Source organism: Brevibacillus sp. AG162 (assembly GCF_006715575.1).
In the GTDB taxonomy this organism is placed as follows: domain Bacteria; phylum Bacillota; class Bacilli; order Brevibacillales; family Brevibacillaceae; genus Brevibacillus; species Brevibacillus brevis.
In genome coordinates this window covers 53,256-69,012 of sequence record NZ_VFNO01000002.1, presented here as the reverse complement: position 1 = coordinate 69,012, position 15,757 = coordinate 53,256, and the positions used below count along the sequence as shown (strand labels likewise).

Below are 15,757 nucleotides of genomic sequence, written 5' to 3'. Positions count from 1 at the left end.
ATTGGTGAAAGCAGGGTGAAGAAGTTGTTTCAAGAGCGCATTTCAAAGCTCCACACGTTTTTGACAGAGCAAGAGCTGAACGCGGTGTTGATTACCTCTCCCAAGCACGTTTACTATTTGACCGGATTTTTTACAGACCCGCATGAACGTTTTATGGGTCTCGTTATTCCTGCTGAGGGCAAACCTTCCTTAATTGTACCTGCTCTTGATCGTGAGGCAGCGGCTGAGGCTTCATTCGTTCAAGATATCCATACACATACGGATATCCAAAACCCGTATGAAATTCTCAAGCAAGTGTTGCCAGCGAACTTATCGAAGCTCGGCATTGAGAAAAGTCATATGACTGTCGAGCGCTATGAAGCACTTGGACAAGTTGTTCTGGCGTCGAGCTATGTGGACGTGGAAGAGCCGCTGCGTGAAATGCGATTGATCAAATCTGCGGATGAAGTGGATCGCTTGAAGCACGCTGTTCAGTTGGTCGAGGATTCCTTGCGGGAGACCCTGAAAAAAGTCAAGACAGGCATGACCGAGACAGAAATCGTAGCTGAGCTGGAATTTCAGATGAAGCGCTTGGGTGCGGAAGGTCCATCGTTTACGTCCATGGTATTGGCAGGGGAGAAGTCGGCACTGCCACACGGGAAACCAGGAACGCGCCAGGTACAAGAAGGCGACTTGCTTTTGTTTGATATCGGGGTAGCAGCGAATGGATATGTATCCGATATTACCCGCACCTTTGCTGTAGGCGAGATCAGTGCCCAGCTACAAGAAATTTATGAGACGGTATTGGCTGCCAACGAAGCGGCAATTGCTGAGATTCGTCCGGGTGTGACCTTTGCGCATTTGGATAAAACTGCTCGCGATGTCATCACCGCAAAAGGCTACGGAGAATACTTCATGCATCGTCTTGGGCATGGACTTGGGATGGATGTACATGAATATCCGTCTGTTCACAGCCAGAACCAAGAAGTGCTTCGTCCAGGGATGGTCTTTACGATCGAGCCAGGCATCTATCTGCCGGGTGTAGGTGGCGTGCGGATTGAAGACGATGTATTGGTTACGGAAACGGGCGTTGAAATACTCACGCAGTTCCCAAAAAAACTGACTTCTATCAACTAATGAAAAAAATCGTAAAAATTGAATACGTATCGAATGGTGCTGGACGGCATATGCTGTCAGCTTAAAAGGGAAGTCCGGTGAGAAACCGGCGCGGTCCCGCCACTGTAACGAGGAGCGCCTAGCGAATAGCCACTGTTTTTTGCGAGACAAAAAATGGGAAGGTAGCTGGGCGTGCTGATTCGTAAGCCAGGAGACCTGCCATGCGATCATATACAATCGACCCACGAGGATGGGGCAGATGTGGAAGTAGTCTATGAAAGGTGCCTTTGTGCCTGCTTATAGCTATATCTACGTTTGTCATGCACCTCCCGATTGAAATGGGGGGTGCTTTTTTTGTGGAGGATTTGGGTTCAACCCATCATTTCCATACAGAAAAGGGGATTATAGATGTTTCAGGCAAACAAATCACATACAGTAAGGAAAGGACTAGTTTTCGGTATCATGACAGCTGCTATGCTTTTGGTTTCGGCATGCGGCTCCACGTCGACAACACAGGCTCCAGCCAAAACAAACCAAGCAGCTGCACCAGCAACAGAGAGCAAGCCTGTAACACTAACCAATAATGGCATCGAAATGACCTATCCAACAGCACCTGAGCGTGCCGTGACTTTGAACCAACACGTCACCGAAATCATGCTGGCACTGGGACTGGCTGATAAAATGGTCGGAACCGCTTACCTCGACGATGAAATCCTTCCAGAGTTAAAAGCAGATTACGACAAGGTTCCGGTACTGTCTGACAAGTATCCTACGAAAGAAGTGCTGCTGGCAGCGAACCCAGACTTCGTGTACGCTGGATGGAAAAGCGGATTCGGCGAAAAGGGTGTAGGATCGATGCAGGATTTGGAAAAGGTTGGCATCAAATCGTATTTGCAAGCCTCTTCTAGTATGCCTGGCCCGACAATTGACGATGTATTTGCGGACATTACAAATATTGGTCGCATTTTCCGTGTGGAAGACAAAGCCAATGATTTGATCAATAAAATGAAGAGCGAAATGGATCAAACGATTAGCCAAATTGGCAAGGTGGATGAGCCGCTTAAAGTGTTCGTGTACGACAACGGGGAAGATAAGCCATTCACAGCAGCCAACAACTACATGACGTCCTTAATCAAGACTGCTGGCGGTAAAAACATTTTTGATGACATTCAAAAGGGCTGGGCAGAGGTCAGCTGGGAACAAGTAGTGAGTCGCAATCCAGACGTGATTATCATCGTAGACTACGGTGATAGAACCGTTGAGCAAAAACGCAATTTCCTTTTGACCAAAAAAGAACTGGCGGATATCCCGGCGATTAAAAATCAACGACTAATGGTATTGCCATTGTCTGCGGCTTCTGAAGGCGTTCGAGCACCGATTGCGCTAAAAATTTTGGCAGAAGGGCTCTACCCGGATAAATTCAAATAGAGTACACCCCTTTTAAGGGAGGGAATGGCACTGCAACAGATTAAGTTACCTTATATCATCATTACTCTACTGGTCGGACTTTTCCTCTCGATTACGTTCGCAGTTACCTTGGGCTCAGTGGAGATTAAGCCGACAACAGTATGGAAAATCGCCTTATCGAAAATTCCAATGTTTACCCAATGGATTGAGGTGGATTGGTCCAAAGGAGAGCAAACGATTATTTGGGATATTCGCTTTCCGCGTGTGCTCTTAGGGGCGATCGTCGGTGCAGGTCTGTCTGTCGTGGGGGTAGCGATCCAGTCATTGGTTCGTAACTCCTTGGCTGACCCCTACGTGTTAGGCGTATCATCCGGTGCTTCGGTTGGAGCTACCTCGGTGATTATATTCGGAGCATTCAGCATGTACGGGCAGTATGCACTATCCTTAGGCGCTTTTACAGGCTCTCTTGTGTCGATCATTCTCATTTTTACGCTATCCCGTATCGGAGGACAAAACTCGACGGTACGCCTGCTCATGGCCGGAATCGCGATATCTGCGATCTTGTCAGCGATTACCAGTCTCCTAGTTTTTTCAGCGCCGGATGAGCATGGAATTGGTACGGTCCTGTTTTGGTTAAGTGGAAGTCTGGCTGGCGGGAAATGGGAGTACCTGACGATCCCTACATTGATTGTCATCATCTGTCTCATCGTCTTGATGGCCCAATACCGCTCGCTCAATGCGATGCTGATGGGCGAGGAGTCAGCGGGGACATTGGGGGTGAATACGGTACAATTCCGCAAGCTTCTCCTGGTGATCACCGCACTGCTCACGGGGGTGATCGTGTCCATTGCGGGATCAATTGGTTTTGTCGGATTAATGATGCCCCATATCGTTCGTGTGATGGTCGGATCAGATCACAGGCGTGTCCTGCCTGTCAGTGCTTTGTTTGGCGCGATATTTCTAATCTGGGTTGATGTAGTCGCCAGGCTCGCATTTGCGCCGGAAGAACTGCCGATTGGTATTTTGACAGCGCTGTGTGGAGGTCCATTCTTTATCTGGTTGATGTTGCGGAGTTCTTATTCCTTTGGAGGTAGCGGACGATGAATTTACTGGTTGAGAATATATCGGTCGAACTGGAGAAAAAGGGAATTCTGCGCAACGTAAATCTGGAGGTGCGCTCCGGAGAGTTTGTGGGACTGATTGGGCCGAATGGCAGTGGGAAGTCCACATTGCTAAAGAGCATTTATCGCGTACTGAAGCCGCGTTCTGGATGGATCTCGCTCGATGGCGACGATTTATACAAGCTAACCTCACGCCAAAATGCTCAGCGAATGGCCGCAGTGCGGCAGGAGTCCTCTGTTGAATTCGATTTTTCGGTAACCGAAATCGTGAATATGGGACGTGCCCCCCACAAACGGCTATTTCAGTCCGATAACGCAGAAGACGTTCAGATTTGCGAAGAGGCACTACAGCGGGTAGGGATGCATACATATGCTGATCGCAGCTTTTTCAGTTTATCGGGCGGGGAGAAGCAGCGGGTGCTGATTGCCAGAGCTTTGGTACAGCAAGCCCAGTTCCTTGTCCTTGATGAGCCGACGAATCATTTGGATGTTCGATACCAGTTGCAGGTAATGGATCTGGTCAAAACGCTGGGAATTACGGTTTTGTCCTCGTTGCATGATCTCAATATCGCTGCGATGTACTGTGATCGTCTGTACGTGATCTGCGAGGGAGAAATCGTTACATCAGGGACTCCGGAAGAAGTCTTGACTCCCAAACTTATTCGGGATGTTTTCGGGGTAGAGACAGAAGTGACGACGCATCCCATTACAGGCAAAAAACATGTGTATTTCTACTCGGAAGCGATCCGTGTGAAGCCATCTAACCAGAAGATAATCAGTGGAGTCAACTGATAGGGGGCAAGTTGAGATTCTTTGATTTTTATAGGAAGGATGCCTAGGCGGCGTCCTTTTTTGTTAAGCCGACGGCACATGGATTGGATTTCAAATCATTTTTATCATACATTTGGCGAGCGTTTTGGCCAGTATCCGAGTCCTATCAAGCTCCCTTTCTTGCGTTCTGGGGGAAGCAAGCAATCTTCAGGAGGTATCTAAAGCATTATGACTGTCTATAGTTGCAGAATATGCAAATTCCGTTACGACGAGTGGCTCGGTGATACGAAAAATGGCGTCCCGCCCGGGGTGCCTTTTCCGCATTTGGCAGGTTCTGTGTGTACCGATTGTGGGATGAACGAGGAAGGACGGCACTTGCCGCTTCCTGAAACGAAGTACACAAACGTAGAAGCTACGTATTACGATCAGTTTGCCGGGAAGGCCAGCATCGCTTTTTATCGAAACTGGTTGTTGCAGGAAGCGGAGCAATCACCCATCTCCGTGCTGGAGCTGGGTGTTGGAACAGGGAGAATTGCCATTGAGCTGGCACGGAATGGCTTGTCCGTCTGCGGAATAGATTGGAGCCCGGATATGCTGGAGATGGCCACCAAAAAGAAACGGCGCATGTTAAAAGGGAAAGAAGAACTGCTGGAGCTGGTCGAACAAAATATGTGGGAGATGGAGCTTGATCGGCAATTTACGCATGTGCTTCTTCCGGAAGGGATTTTTCAGCAGGCCACCTGTAGAGACAAGCAACGTCAATTGCTCTCGGTCATTCACGATTACATAATGGAGGGCGGAACATTGGCAATTGACTTGCTTTTGCCTCCAGTAAAAAATCAATGGACAACGATGCAACGCAAATTCGTTTTCCCGGACCGAATGGTGTATCAAAAGGTGGAGGGGGAAACCTCGCTCTTGGATCAAAAGTTCCGTTACACGCTCACTTATGAGACTTTTCTTGATCAGATCGAGCAGCCAAGGTATCGCGTAGAGCGTGAGATGGCGTTGCTTTTGCCTACAGAGCTTGAGCTGTTATTGGAAGGATCAGGCTTTCACGTCACCTATAGCAAAGAGAATGTATACCACAAGCAAGACTTCGAACGAAGTCAAGCGGACGAGGGCTATGATATGGATCGTTGGCAGCATGGTGGGTATCCATTCGCTGAACCTGTCGGGATACCTGGTGGAGCTACTCGCTGGACGATTTTTGCGAAAAAAATTTCTTCCCCCACTTTGTAACAAAACGTCTGCTGCTGCATCTAACCATTATGATTGCGAGTGAAGGAGGTCGCGCCCTTGGAAAAATTGCAGCCAACGACAGATGCTGCATTTGAACAAATCATGAGGGAATATGGGACCCGTGTGCTTCGACTCGTCACTTTTTTGGTCAAAGATCGCAGCTTGGCAGAGGATATTACGCAGGATGTATTCGTCAAGGTGTATCGGCATCTTCCCCGCTTTCGGCAGGAGAGCAGCGTGCACACGTGGTTGTATCGAATCGCGGTAAATGAATGCAAAGGTTATTTGCGTTCTTGGTCGTTCCGTCATATCCTTCCCCGTTCGTGGATTAGACAGGATGGGGAGCTTTCTACAGAAAGTCTTGTGCTCGATCAAGCCGAGAGGGACCAGCTCGTAGCAGAAGTGCTGCAGCTTCCTCCGCTCTATCGCCAAGTGATTGCCCTTCATTACTACGCGGATTTATCCATCACAGAGGTGGCAGAGGTACTAGGGGTAACGGAAGGAACAGTCAGAACCCGGTTGCATAGGGCCAGACAGCAGCTGCGGCAGAGTATGGGAGAGGGGAGGGACTGGGAATGGACGAAAACCGATGGCTCACGGACTTAAAGGAACGGGCAGATCAGACCATTTTTCGTGATGTTCAATTCACTGCATCGATGGAAGAGCGAGTGCGTCAGAGGGTGAGGCCCGGGACAGGATGGATGGTTGGCTGGAGCAAAATAGCCTTGCCGGGTGTTGTGCTGACGATGGGCTTGCTATTGTGGTTCGGGCTCCTAATTCAGGAGGAGAGACATTCTTCACAGCACGAGGTAAGACCTTCACAACAAGAGACACAAGTACCCTCCTTGTTGCCAGGGGGCCAAATCGTCGAAGCGGATTTGTGGAAGGTGTCGCCTTCTTTGTCTTCCACTTACGACAATCAGTCCTTTTCTTATTTGGGAGAAAAGCCTGTCCGCATCATGACAGATCAGGGCGCTTTCTACGAAGGGCAGACGCAGCGTGTGATATGGCTATTGAATGGGGACTACGCACAAGAAGTAGAGATCGCTGCTTACAGCACCGATGGGACCCGTCTGTCATTGGGCAGCTACGAGGTTATGGACCCGTTATACGATGCAGATGGCCATTTTCCATCAGGGATCGTGTTGCCTGAACCGGGAAAATGGAAGCTGGAAGCAAGATCAGGAGGCAAACATCTTGGACAAGTTTTTGTCGAGGTGAAAAAAGGGATAGCACCTGCGAACCGGCAACTGGTCGGCCCTATCATTCAGCAGTATTTGGAGACGGAAAGTGGTAAGCTGGGGTGGCTGGGAAAACAACGCGAGATGAATGTCGAGCTCCTCGGAGTCGAAGCGCCAGATGCTGCGAAACGAACGGTATACGCGTGGGTAAAAATAACGGGAAACAATTCTTCCGCACTCAGTGCACCGATGGTCTTTCAAATCGTCTACAATGGGAAGGATTATCGGGTAACTGACTTCCAAATGCCCGAGGACGGCAGTAACTACCAGAGCAGCCTGCAAAAACTGTTTCCACCTAAAGTGCTGGAGCAAGTTAACAACCGATCAAAAACATAGTAAGAATGACAAAACGGACCTTTGCCTAAAAAAAGGTCCGTTTTAGCTTTTCATGTCTATCCGTATATTTGAGCGCCTATCGCCCAGTATGTCCCATCACGACGTGGCAGGCTATCAGCATTCGCAACCATCACTGGGGGATGTGAAACCTGTGTGAAGCCGCTTTGCTCCAAATAAGTGTGAAACGCTGCTTGCTCATCCGGTACATCTATTCGCACACGTCCGGTATGATGTTGTGTCAGGTTGTACAGGATATGTTCAGCCATGACGGCATTTTCTGCGACAATCGGCCCCGCGATAAGATTGACCGGGCCTTGAACAGCGAAGCCATACCCGATGATCTTGCCTGAGCAATTTTTGGCTACCAGACAGGTGCTAGCTTGTCTCATGCGTGTCTCGAGAAAATGAGAGCGTCTGCTACCCAGCGCTGCTTTGTCCAATTCAACCACGCTCGAGAAATCGTCTAACTCCATTGGCACCATTTCAAACTCGACATTGGCTTCGTTAGGCAGAGGTGCTTTAGGTACAAAGCGTTCAGCTATAAACTTCCGAATACGATCGACTGTCTCGAACCCGAGGTTTTTGTACAATGGCTCTCCTTCTGGAGTCGCAATAAGCATGATCGTTGTATCCGTAGAAACAGACGCCATGCAAGCCTTCATGAGCTCGCGGCCAAATCCTTTTCCTTGTGACGAGGGATGGACAATCACCATACCAATGCTGGCAAGCTTGTCTTCGTAGGGGATAATAGCCGTACTTGAAAGTAGGGTACCACTCGCATCTTTGTGACCGAATACTCTCCCGATAGACAGAATTGTGCGAATTTCCGCTTCGTCGTAATCCCAGCCTACGGAATCAGATAAGGCAATGAGTCCGGGAATATCCGATATCGTTAAGGAATGCAAGCAAGGGTCAACGCTGTTCACTTTGATCATTCTCCGTTTCTTTCTTTGTGTTCACGGCGGTATCGCCTAAGAAATCGTTTAATGCTTCCGCCACTTTTTTACGTGTAGCGGCCAAGCGGTTCGCAGCTCCATGCTCGTACAGCGGATCACTCCACCCGAAGCCGTCATGATGGAATCTTGGGATGACATGCACATGGAAATGAGTCAAATCGTTGAAAGCACCGCCGTTTTGACAAATGGTAATGCCATCGGGCTTGTACAACTTGGCAAGGGCATGGGACAGGGATGTGACTACCTCGCACACTTTTTGCATCGTTTGTTCATCCAAGTCTATCCAATCTACCAGATGCTGCTTCGGGAGGACGAGCGCATGACCTTCAGAAAAAGGATCGATATCCAAGAGGCACGCCACCCATTCGTTTTCAAAGACGATATGCGCTTCTTCAATTCCATGGGCCAACCGGCACCCTAAACAATCTGCTTTCTGTGGATTCATGGCTAGGCACCTCCATCTATGTACCACTTTAGCACAGGAAAAGTTTGGATACGAGAAAAAGGAGGCAAATGCCTGATTCTCTTTGGTTGCTCTTTATATCATCGGTTTGTTATAATTACTGTTAGTGTATTTTTTGCGAGGCGCAATCTGAACGTTTGAATGGATTCGCGTGGGAGGGAACGAACAACACATGGATCGTCGTGAAAGACAAAAAAGGATACGAAATTTTTCCATCATCGCCCACATTGACCATGGAAAGTCGACGCTGGCAGACCGCATTTTGGAGCTGACCGGTGCTTTGACTGCACGTGAGATGGAAGCCCAGTTTCTTGACACGATGGAGCTGGAAAAAGAGCGCGGGATTACGATTAAGCTGAATGCCGTGCGTTTGAACTATAAAGCAGATGACGGTGAGGAATACATTCTCCACCTGATTGACACCCCTGGACACGTCGACTTTACGTATGAAGTATCCCGCAGTTTGGCTGCCTGTGAAGGGGCGATCCTCGTCGTGGATGCAGCACAAGGGATCGAGGCCCAGACTTTGGCTAACGTGTATTTAGCGTTGGACAGCAACCTGGAGATCATTCCAGTTGTTAACAAGATCGACCTGCCTAGTGCAGAGCCTGAGCGCGTGAAGCAAGAGGTTGAGGACGTGATCGGTCTGGATGCCAGCGATGCGGTCCTGACTTCTGCCAAAGCGGGTATCGGGATTAAAGAAGTACTGGAAGCCGTTGTGCAAAAAGTACCTGCTCCAGAGGGAGACCCGGATGCTCCACTGCAAGCTTTGATTTTCGACTCCTATTTTGATGCGTATCGTGGCGTTATTGCCTCCATCCGTGTCATCAACGGAACCTTGAAAAAGGGTATGAAGATCAAGATGATGGCGACTGGCAAGTCGTTTGAGGTAACCGAAATTGGTACATCGACACCGCGTCAAACGCAAGTAGAAGAATTGACGGTCGGAGATGTAGGCTACGTAGCTGCTTCCATTAAAACAGTGGGAGACACCAGTGTGGGGGATACCATTACAGATGCGAATCGCCCTGCTCCTGAACCGCTACCTGGTTACCGCAAGATCAACCCGATGGTTTTCTGTGGTTTGTACCCAATCGAAACGAACGAGTACAACGATCTGCGCGATGCATTGGAAAAGCTCCAGCTAAACGATGCGTCCTTGCAGTTTGAACCGGAGACTTCCCAAGCACTTGGTTTTGGTTTCCGTTGCGGTTTCTTGGGACTTCTGCACATGGAGATCATCCAAGAACGTATTGAACGGGAATTCAACATTAATCTGATTACGACCGCGCCGAGCGTTATTTACCGCATTACCAAAACGAACGGCGAAGTATTCGAAATCGACAACCCGTCCAAAATGCCGGAAGCGCAAAAGATCGAAATGGTCGAGGAGCCTTATGTTACGGCGACTGTTATGGTACCGAAAGAATACGTCGGTGATGTTATGCAGTTGTGCCAAGGTAAACGCGGTGAGTTTCTTGACATGCAGTATATGGGTGAGAACCGTGTGCAGCTGAAGTACGACATGCCTTTGTCGGAGATCGTTTACGATTTCTTTGACATGCTGAAGTCGGGTACAAAAGGCTACGCATCCTTTGACTACGAGCTAGGTGGGTACAAAGCTTCCAAGCTGGTGAAAATGGATATTCTCCTCAACGGCGAAGTGGTGGATGCTCTGTCGTTTATCGTTCACAAAGACACGGCTTATCCTCGTGGAAAAGTCATCTGCGAAAAACTGAAGGAACTGATTCCACGTCAGCAATTCGAGGTGCCGATTCAAGCGACCATCGGACACAAGGTTGTCGCTCGTGAAACGATCAGTGCGTTGCGTAAAAACGTTCTTGCCAAATGTTACGGCGGGGACATCTCACGTAAGCGCAAACTGCTCGAAAAGCAAAAAGAAGGAAAGAAGCGCATGAAGTCTGTTGGTTCCGTAGAGGTACCACAAGAAGCATTTATGGCTGTATTGCGCATGGATGATAAGAAGTAGGCCTGACCTTGTGTCAGGTCTTTTCCATTAAAGAGGTTGTCAAAAAATCGGCTTTTGATCACGAAGTAGTAATGAAAGTTGATTCGGCGTCGAAATTGGCGTTCACCTTCGAAGTCCGGTGCTCATGTAGGTCCCCTACACTCCGCTCCTCCTTCATCAGGTTCTCGCCATTTTCTCGGTGCTGAAAAGCCGACTTTTTGACTTTTCATTTTATCAATTTTTGGGAGGGAAAGGGACATGATGCCACAATCGGTTTACATTCACATTCCCTTTTGTACGAATAAATGCTACTACTGTGACTTCAACTCATTTGTGACGAACAATCCGCAGCTCATCTGGGATTATTTAGATGCGTTGAAAAGTGAAATGGAGCTCACATTCAGCCAACAGCCGATCGAGCAAGTGAAAACGATTTTTGTTGGTGGAGGGACGCCTACGTTTCTCGATCACGCCCAAATGCGCGCGTTTTTGGAAATCGTACAAAAGCAATTGGGCAAGTACTGGGCGGATGATATCGAGTTTTCGATGGAAGCGAATCCAGGAACGACAGATGTGGAAAAGCTGCGGATCATGCGTGAGCTGGGTGTCAATCGTTTGAGCTTTGGTGTGCAGTCCTTTGATGACGCGCTCTTAAAGCGACTGGGACGAATCCACGACCAGGAAGCTGTGTACCGCAGTATCGATAATGCGAAAAAAGTAGGCTTTGACAACTTCAGCATCGACCTGATGTTTGGATTGCCGGATCAGACAATGGACATTTTCCGTCAGACGTTGGACAAGGCGTTTGGGTTAGAAACCACCCATTTCTCCGCGTACAGTCTCAAGGTGGAGGAGAACACGCTGTTCCACACGCTCTATCAGAAGGATCAGCTGCCACTGCCATCTGAAGAAACAGAGCTTGAGATGTACATGGTATTAATAGAAGAGATGGAGCGGCATGGGTACAAGCAATATGAAATCAGCAATTTTGCAAAACCAGGCTTCGAGAGCAAACATAATAAAACCTATTGGCTCAATCGTGAATACTATGGGGTGGGTGCAGGTGCCCACGGCTATGTGTGCGGCCATCGACACGTGAATGCTGGACCACTTGCAATCTACATGCAGAAGTGCAAGGAAGGGCTGCCGCGTGTAGAACAATTCGAGGTACTGCGTGAGGATGCCATGGAGGAACAGATGATTTTGGGACTACGCTTGAGAGAAGGAGTTGACCTTTCAGCGTTTGCCTCCCGTTTTGGCGCAACTGTTCATGATGTTTTTGGGACAATAATAGAAGAAGAGATTGCCAAAGGAATGCTGGAAGAACAGAGCGGGTTTTTGAAGCTGACGAAACAGGGGCTTCCGCTCGGAAATGAGGTATTTGCGCGCTTTCTCCGTTAAGGACAAAGCGAAACTCGCGAAAAATGAGATTTTTTGTCTCTGGAACTAGCGCAAGCTCGTTGACAAATCCTTCTACTATTGATACCTTAGTATATAGATTTAGCACTCGATAAGCATGAGTGCTAACAATCCAACAGGAGGCGAGCGACATCCATGTTATCAGACCGTCAACAAATGATTTTGAACGCGATTGTCGATAATTACATTCATTCTGCCGAACCTGTTGGCTCCCGAACCATTTCCAAACGGGACGACATCGGATTCTCTTCGGCAACGATACGTAACGAGATGTCTGATTTGGAGGAGCTGGGATACTTAGAACAGCCCCACACATCGGCGGGACGTGTTCCTTCTACAAAAGGATACCGCTTCTACGTCGATAACCTGATTCAGCCCCATCTTTTGGAGGAAGCTGAGTTGGGTAAACTAAAACAGTTGTTTGCCGAACGTATTCTTCACGCAGAACAAGTGGTAGAGTACACTGCCCAAATTCTCTCTCAGTTGACAAACTACACGGCGATTGTCTTGGGTCCAGAGATTTTTGAGCATCGGTTAAAACATATTCAAATCGTTCCTCTCAATCCTGAACAGGCTGTCGCGATTGTGGTGACACATACCGGACGAGTGGAGAACAAGCTGATCGATCTTCCAGAAGGCATTGGTGCCGGGGAAATCGAGAGACTCGTCAATCTGTTGAATGCAAAGCTGAGCGACGTGCCACTATGGCAGCTTCGGCAGCGTCTTTATCAAGAGATTTCCGGTGAAATGCAACGTCATACGGAGCAGTATGAAGAAATTCTTCAGCTCCTCAACAACTCGCTGACACAAGAAGAAGAACGAGTATACTTACGCGGTGCGACCAAGATCATGAATCAGCCAGAATTCCGAGACGTGGATAAAGTCAAGGATATTCTCGAGCTATTGGAGCAGCACGATCAATTGATGAATGTGATCGGCATGCAGGGTGATGGTCTCACGGTACGCATCGGACAGGAAAACCAGCTAGACGCGATTAAGCAATGCAGTATTATTACCACTTCTTATTCGCTTGGAGGCAAGCCGGTCGGAATGGTGGGGATACTTGGTCCGACGCGAATGGAATATGGCAAGGTCATTACTGTGCTCAACCATTTGGCGGAAGGCCTATCGCGTATGCTGACTTCGCAGTTTGAGAAATAAATGGAGTGAATGGCTAAAAAGTCTTTTGACTGAGAAAAGCCGCCAGGAGGTAGTGACGTTGAGCGAGGAAAAAGTAACGCAAGACCCGACTCTCGAAGAAGAACAAGTAGCAAAGGATGCAGACCAAGCGGAAGCAACCGAGATGAACTGGGAGCAAGAGGCTGCTCACTGGAAGGCTCAGGCTGAGGATCACCAAAACCGCATGCTGCGCGCCATGGCCGATATGGATAACCTTCGCCGCCGTGTTCGCAAAGAGCAGGAAGATCTGGCTAAATACGCTTCTCTTAAAATCGTGGAAGAGCTTCTGCCAGTTCTCGATAACTTCGAGCGAGCACTTGCCGCTGACAAGGAATCCATGACAGTAGACTCCCTCTTGGAGGGTGTAAACATGGTATATCGTCAGATGGTCCAAGTTTTCGATAAAGAAGGCTTGGCTGCAATCGAGGCAAAAGGAAAACCATTTGACCCTCACATCCATCAGGCGGTTATGCAAACACAAGACCCTGAGTTTGACCCAGGCGTTGTGGTAGCCGAGCTGCAAAAAGGATATATGTTCAAAGACCGCGTCGTTCGTCCGGCGATGGTTCAAGTGAACGAGTAATCTCAAATAAGCTAAATTCACTAGACGTATAGTGTTAGGAGGACATTTTGTATGAGTCGCGTAATCGGAATTGACTTGGGAACAACCAACTCTTGTGTAGCAGTTATGGAAGGCGGCGAGCCAGTCGTTATTGCCAATGCGGAAGGAAACCGCACCACACCATCCGTGGTAGCATTCAAAAACGGCGAGCGCATCGTTGGGGAAGCGGCAAAACGCCAAGCGATCACCAATCCAGACAATACCGTAATCTCCATCAAGCGCCACATGGGTAGCACCCATAAAGAAACGCTGGAAGGCAACCAGTACACACCTGAGCAAATCTCTGCTATGATCCTGCAAAAGCTGAAAGCAGACGCTGAAGCCTACCTCGGTCAATCTGTGACGCAGGCAGTGATTACGGTTCCAGCTTACTTCAATGACAGCCAACGCCAAGCAACAAAAGATGCTGGTAAAATTGCTGGCTTGGAAGTACTGCGTATCGTGAACGAACCAACCGCAGCTGCACTAGCATACGGTATGGAGAAAACAGAAGATCAAACCGTTCTCGTATTCGACTTGGGCGGCGGTACCTTTGACGTATCCATTCTCGAATTGTCCGATGGCTTCTTCGAAGTAAAAGCGACTTCCGGTGACAACAAGCTGGGCGGAGACGACTTCGACGATGTTGTCATGAACTACCTGGTGAGCGAATTCAAAAAAGAGCATGGCATCGACCTGTCCAAGGATCGCATGGCTCAACAACGTTTGAAAGACGCTGCGGAAAAAGCGAAGAAAGACCTCTCCGGCGTATTGACTACGACCATTTCCCTGCCGTTCATTACAGCAGATGCAACAGGTCCAAAGCACTTGGAGATGAACCTGACTCGTGCGAAGTTCGAAGAGCTGTCTGCTGAACTGGTTGAGCGTACCATGGGCCCAACTCGTCAAGCGCTGAAAGACGCTGGTCTGACTCCAAGCGAACTGGATCGCGTTATCCTGGTGGGTGGTTCTACTCGTATCCCAGCGGTACAAGAAGCAATCAAGAAATTTACAGGGAAAGAACCACATAAAGGTGTGAACCCAGACGAAGTAGTAGCACTGGGAGCGGCTGTTCAAGCGGGCGTACTGACTGGTGACGTGAAAGACGTCGTTCTTCTCGACGTAACTCCACTGTCCCTCGGTATCGAAACATTGGGTGGCGTATTCACCAAGCTGATCGATCGCAACACGACGATCCCAACAAGCAAGTCCCAAGTGTTCTCTACAGCTGCGGACAACCAAACATCTGTAGAAATTCACGTTCTCCAAGGGGAGCGTCAAATGGCAGGCGACAACAAATCGCTCGGACGCTTCAACTTGTCCGATATCCCGCCAGCGCCACGCGGTATCCCGCAAATCGAAGTATCCTTCGATATTGACGCGAACGGTATCGTAAACGTGCGTGCAAAAGACCTGGGTACAGGTAAAGAGCAACGTATCACGATCACTTCTAACTCCGGTCTGTCCGACGATGAGATCGATCGCATGGTAAAAGATGCTGAGTTGAATGCAGAAGCGGACAAACAACGCAAAGAGCAAGTAGAAGTTCGCAACGAAGCTGACCAACTCGTCTTCACGACTGAGAAAACACTGAAAGAAGTAGAAGGCAAGATCGACCAAGCTGAAATCGACCGCGCTAACGCTGCGAAAGATAAAGTGAAAGCTGCTCTGGAAGGCGGCAACATCGAAGAGATCAAGACAGCGAAAGATGAACTGTCCGAGATCATCCAACAAATTTCGGTGAAGCTCTATGAGCAGGCTGCACAAGCACAAGCGGCACAAGGTGGCGACGCTGAAGGTCAAGAGCCGAAGAAAGACAATGTCGTTGATGCTGACTACGAAGTGGTAGACGATAAAAAGTAACACGCTGGAACTGTGAGGGGAGAGATTTCTTCCCTCACTTCCCACGATGTGACCCATGAAAGTCAAAGTCACGGAATGCTGACTTTGACTTTTT

Annotated in this window: 14 protein-coding genes and 1 riboswitch; of the genes, 12 read left to right on the top strand and 2 right to left on the bottom strand. The window is 48.8% G+C overall.

Annotated elements, in window-relative coordinates:
* Positions 1–24 precede the first annotated feature (24 nt).
* The 7 genes from FB479_RS05095 to FB479_RS05065 all read left to right on the top strand — a co-directional run bounded on the left by FB479_RS05095 (position 25) and on the right by FB479_RS05065 (position 7,213).
* Positions 25–1,116: a M24 family metallopeptidase gene (locus FB479_RS05095; protein ID WP_255438327.1), complete on the top strand. Its 1,092-nt coding sequence runs from the start codon at positions 25–27 to the stop codon at positions 1,114–1,116.
* A 17-nt stretch (positions 1,117–1,133) separates the two neighbouring features.
* A riboswitch (cobalamin riboswitch) is annotated at positions 1,134–1,333 on the top strand.
* A gap of 170 nt (positions 1,334–1,503) precedes the next feature.
* Positions 1,504–2,523: an ABC transporter substrate-binding protein gene (locus FB479_RS05090; RefSeq protein WP_142063045.1), complete on the top strand. Its 1,020-nt coding sequence runs from the start codon at positions 1,504–1,506 to the stop codon at positions 2,521–2,523.
* 24 nt (positions 2,524–2,547) lie between these two features.
* Positions 2,548–3,606 carry a FecCD family ABC transporter permease gene (locus FB479_RS05085; protein ID WP_164724497.1) on the top strand — a complete coding sequence of 353 codons (1,059 nt, stop codon included), beginning with the start codon at positions 2,548–2,550 and terminating at the stop codon, positions 3,604–3,606.
* Positions 3,603–4,415, top strand: a complete 813-nt coding sequence (locus FB479_RS05080; RefSeq protein ID WP_142063044.1) for a heme ABC transporter ATP-binding protein — start codon at positions 3,603–3,605, stop codon at positions 4,413–4,415. The genes FB479_RS05085 and FB479_RS05080 overlap by 4 nt, the downstream gene beginning before the upstream one ends.
* Before the next feature lie 207 nt (positions 4,416–4,622).
* Positions 4,623–5,636: a methyltransferase domain-containing protein gene (locus FB479_RS05075; RefSeq protein ID WP_142063041.1), complete on the top strand. Its 1,014-nt coding sequence runs from the start codon at positions 4,623–4,625 to the stop codon at positions 5,634–5,636.
* A 57-nt stretch (positions 5,637–5,693) separates the two neighbouring features.
* On the top strand, positions 5,694–6,242 hold the full coding sequence (locus tag FB479_RS05070; RefSeq protein WP_106656646.1) for a sigma-70 family RNA polymerase sigma factor: 549 nt from the start codon (positions 5,694–5,696) through the stop codon (positions 6,240–6,242).
* Positions 6,212–7,213: a hypothetical protein gene (locus tag FB479_RS05065; RefSeq protein ID WP_142063038.1), complete on the top strand. Its 1,002-nt coding sequence runs from the start codon at positions 6,212–6,214 to the stop codon at positions 7,211–7,213. Before FB479_RS05070 ends, FB479_RS05065 begins: the two co-directional genes overlap by 31 nt.
* A gap of 56 nt (positions 7,214–7,269) precedes the next feature.
* Here FB479_RS05065 and FB479_RS05060 read toward each other — a convergent pair whose 3' ends face one another.
* Together FB479_RS05060 and FB479_RS05055 are read right to left on the bottom strand one after the other, a co-directional pair.
* Positions 7,270–8,148, bottom strand: a complete 879-nt coding sequence (locus FB479_RS05060) for a GNAT family N-acetyltransferase (protein ID WP_142063036.1) — start codon at positions 8,146–8,148, stop codon at positions 7,270–7,272.
* The gene (locus tag FB479_RS05055; RefSeq protein WP_142063034.1) at positions 8,126–8,614 is read right to left on the bottom strand and encodes an HIT family protein; all 489 of its coding nucleotides are present in this window, start codon (positions 8,612–8,614) and stop codon (positions 8,126–8,128) included. The genes FB479_RS05060 and FB479_RS05055 overlap by 23 nt, the downstream gene beginning before the upstream one ends.
* 190 nt (positions 8,615–8,804) lie before the next feature.
* Between FB479_RS05055 and lepA the strand changes: the two genes are divergently transcribed.
* The 5 genes from lepA (at position 8,805) to dnaK (ending at position 15,663) form a co-directional block, all read left to right on the top strand.
* On the top strand, positions 8,805–10,622 hold the full coding sequence (gene lepA, locus FB479_RS05050; protein WP_047072572.1) for a translation elongation factor 4: 1,818 nt from the start codon (positions 8,805–8,807) through the stop codon (positions 10,620–10,622).
* 237 nt (positions 10,623–10,859) lie between these two features.
* On the top strand, positions 10,860–12,002 hold the full coding sequence (hemW, locus tag FB479_RS05045) for a radical SAM family heme chaperone HemW (RefSeq protein WP_142063032.1): 1,143 nt from the start codon (positions 10,860–10,862) through the stop codon (positions 12,000–12,002).
* 153 nt (positions 12,003–12,155) lie between these two features.
* Positions 12,156–13,181, top strand: a complete 1,026-nt coding sequence (gene hrcA, locus FB479_RS05040) for a heat-inducible transcriptional repressor HrcA (protein ID WP_106653980.1) — start codon at positions 12,156–12,158, stop codon at positions 13,179–13,181.
* A gap of 58 nt (positions 13,182–13,239) precedes the next feature.
* Entirely contained in the window at positions 13,240–13,782 is a 543-nt protein-coding gene (gene grpE, locus FB479_RS05035; RefSeq protein ID WP_370511676.1) for a nucleotide exchange factor GrpE, read from the top strand.
* A gap of 51 nt (positions 13,783–13,833) precedes the next feature.
* A complete protein-coding gene (gene dnaK, locus FB479_RS05030) occupies positions 13,834–15,663 on the top strand; it encodes a molecular chaperone DnaK (protein WP_142063029.1) in 1,830 nt (609 codons plus the stop codon).
* Positions 15,664–15,757: the final 94 nt, after the last annotated feature.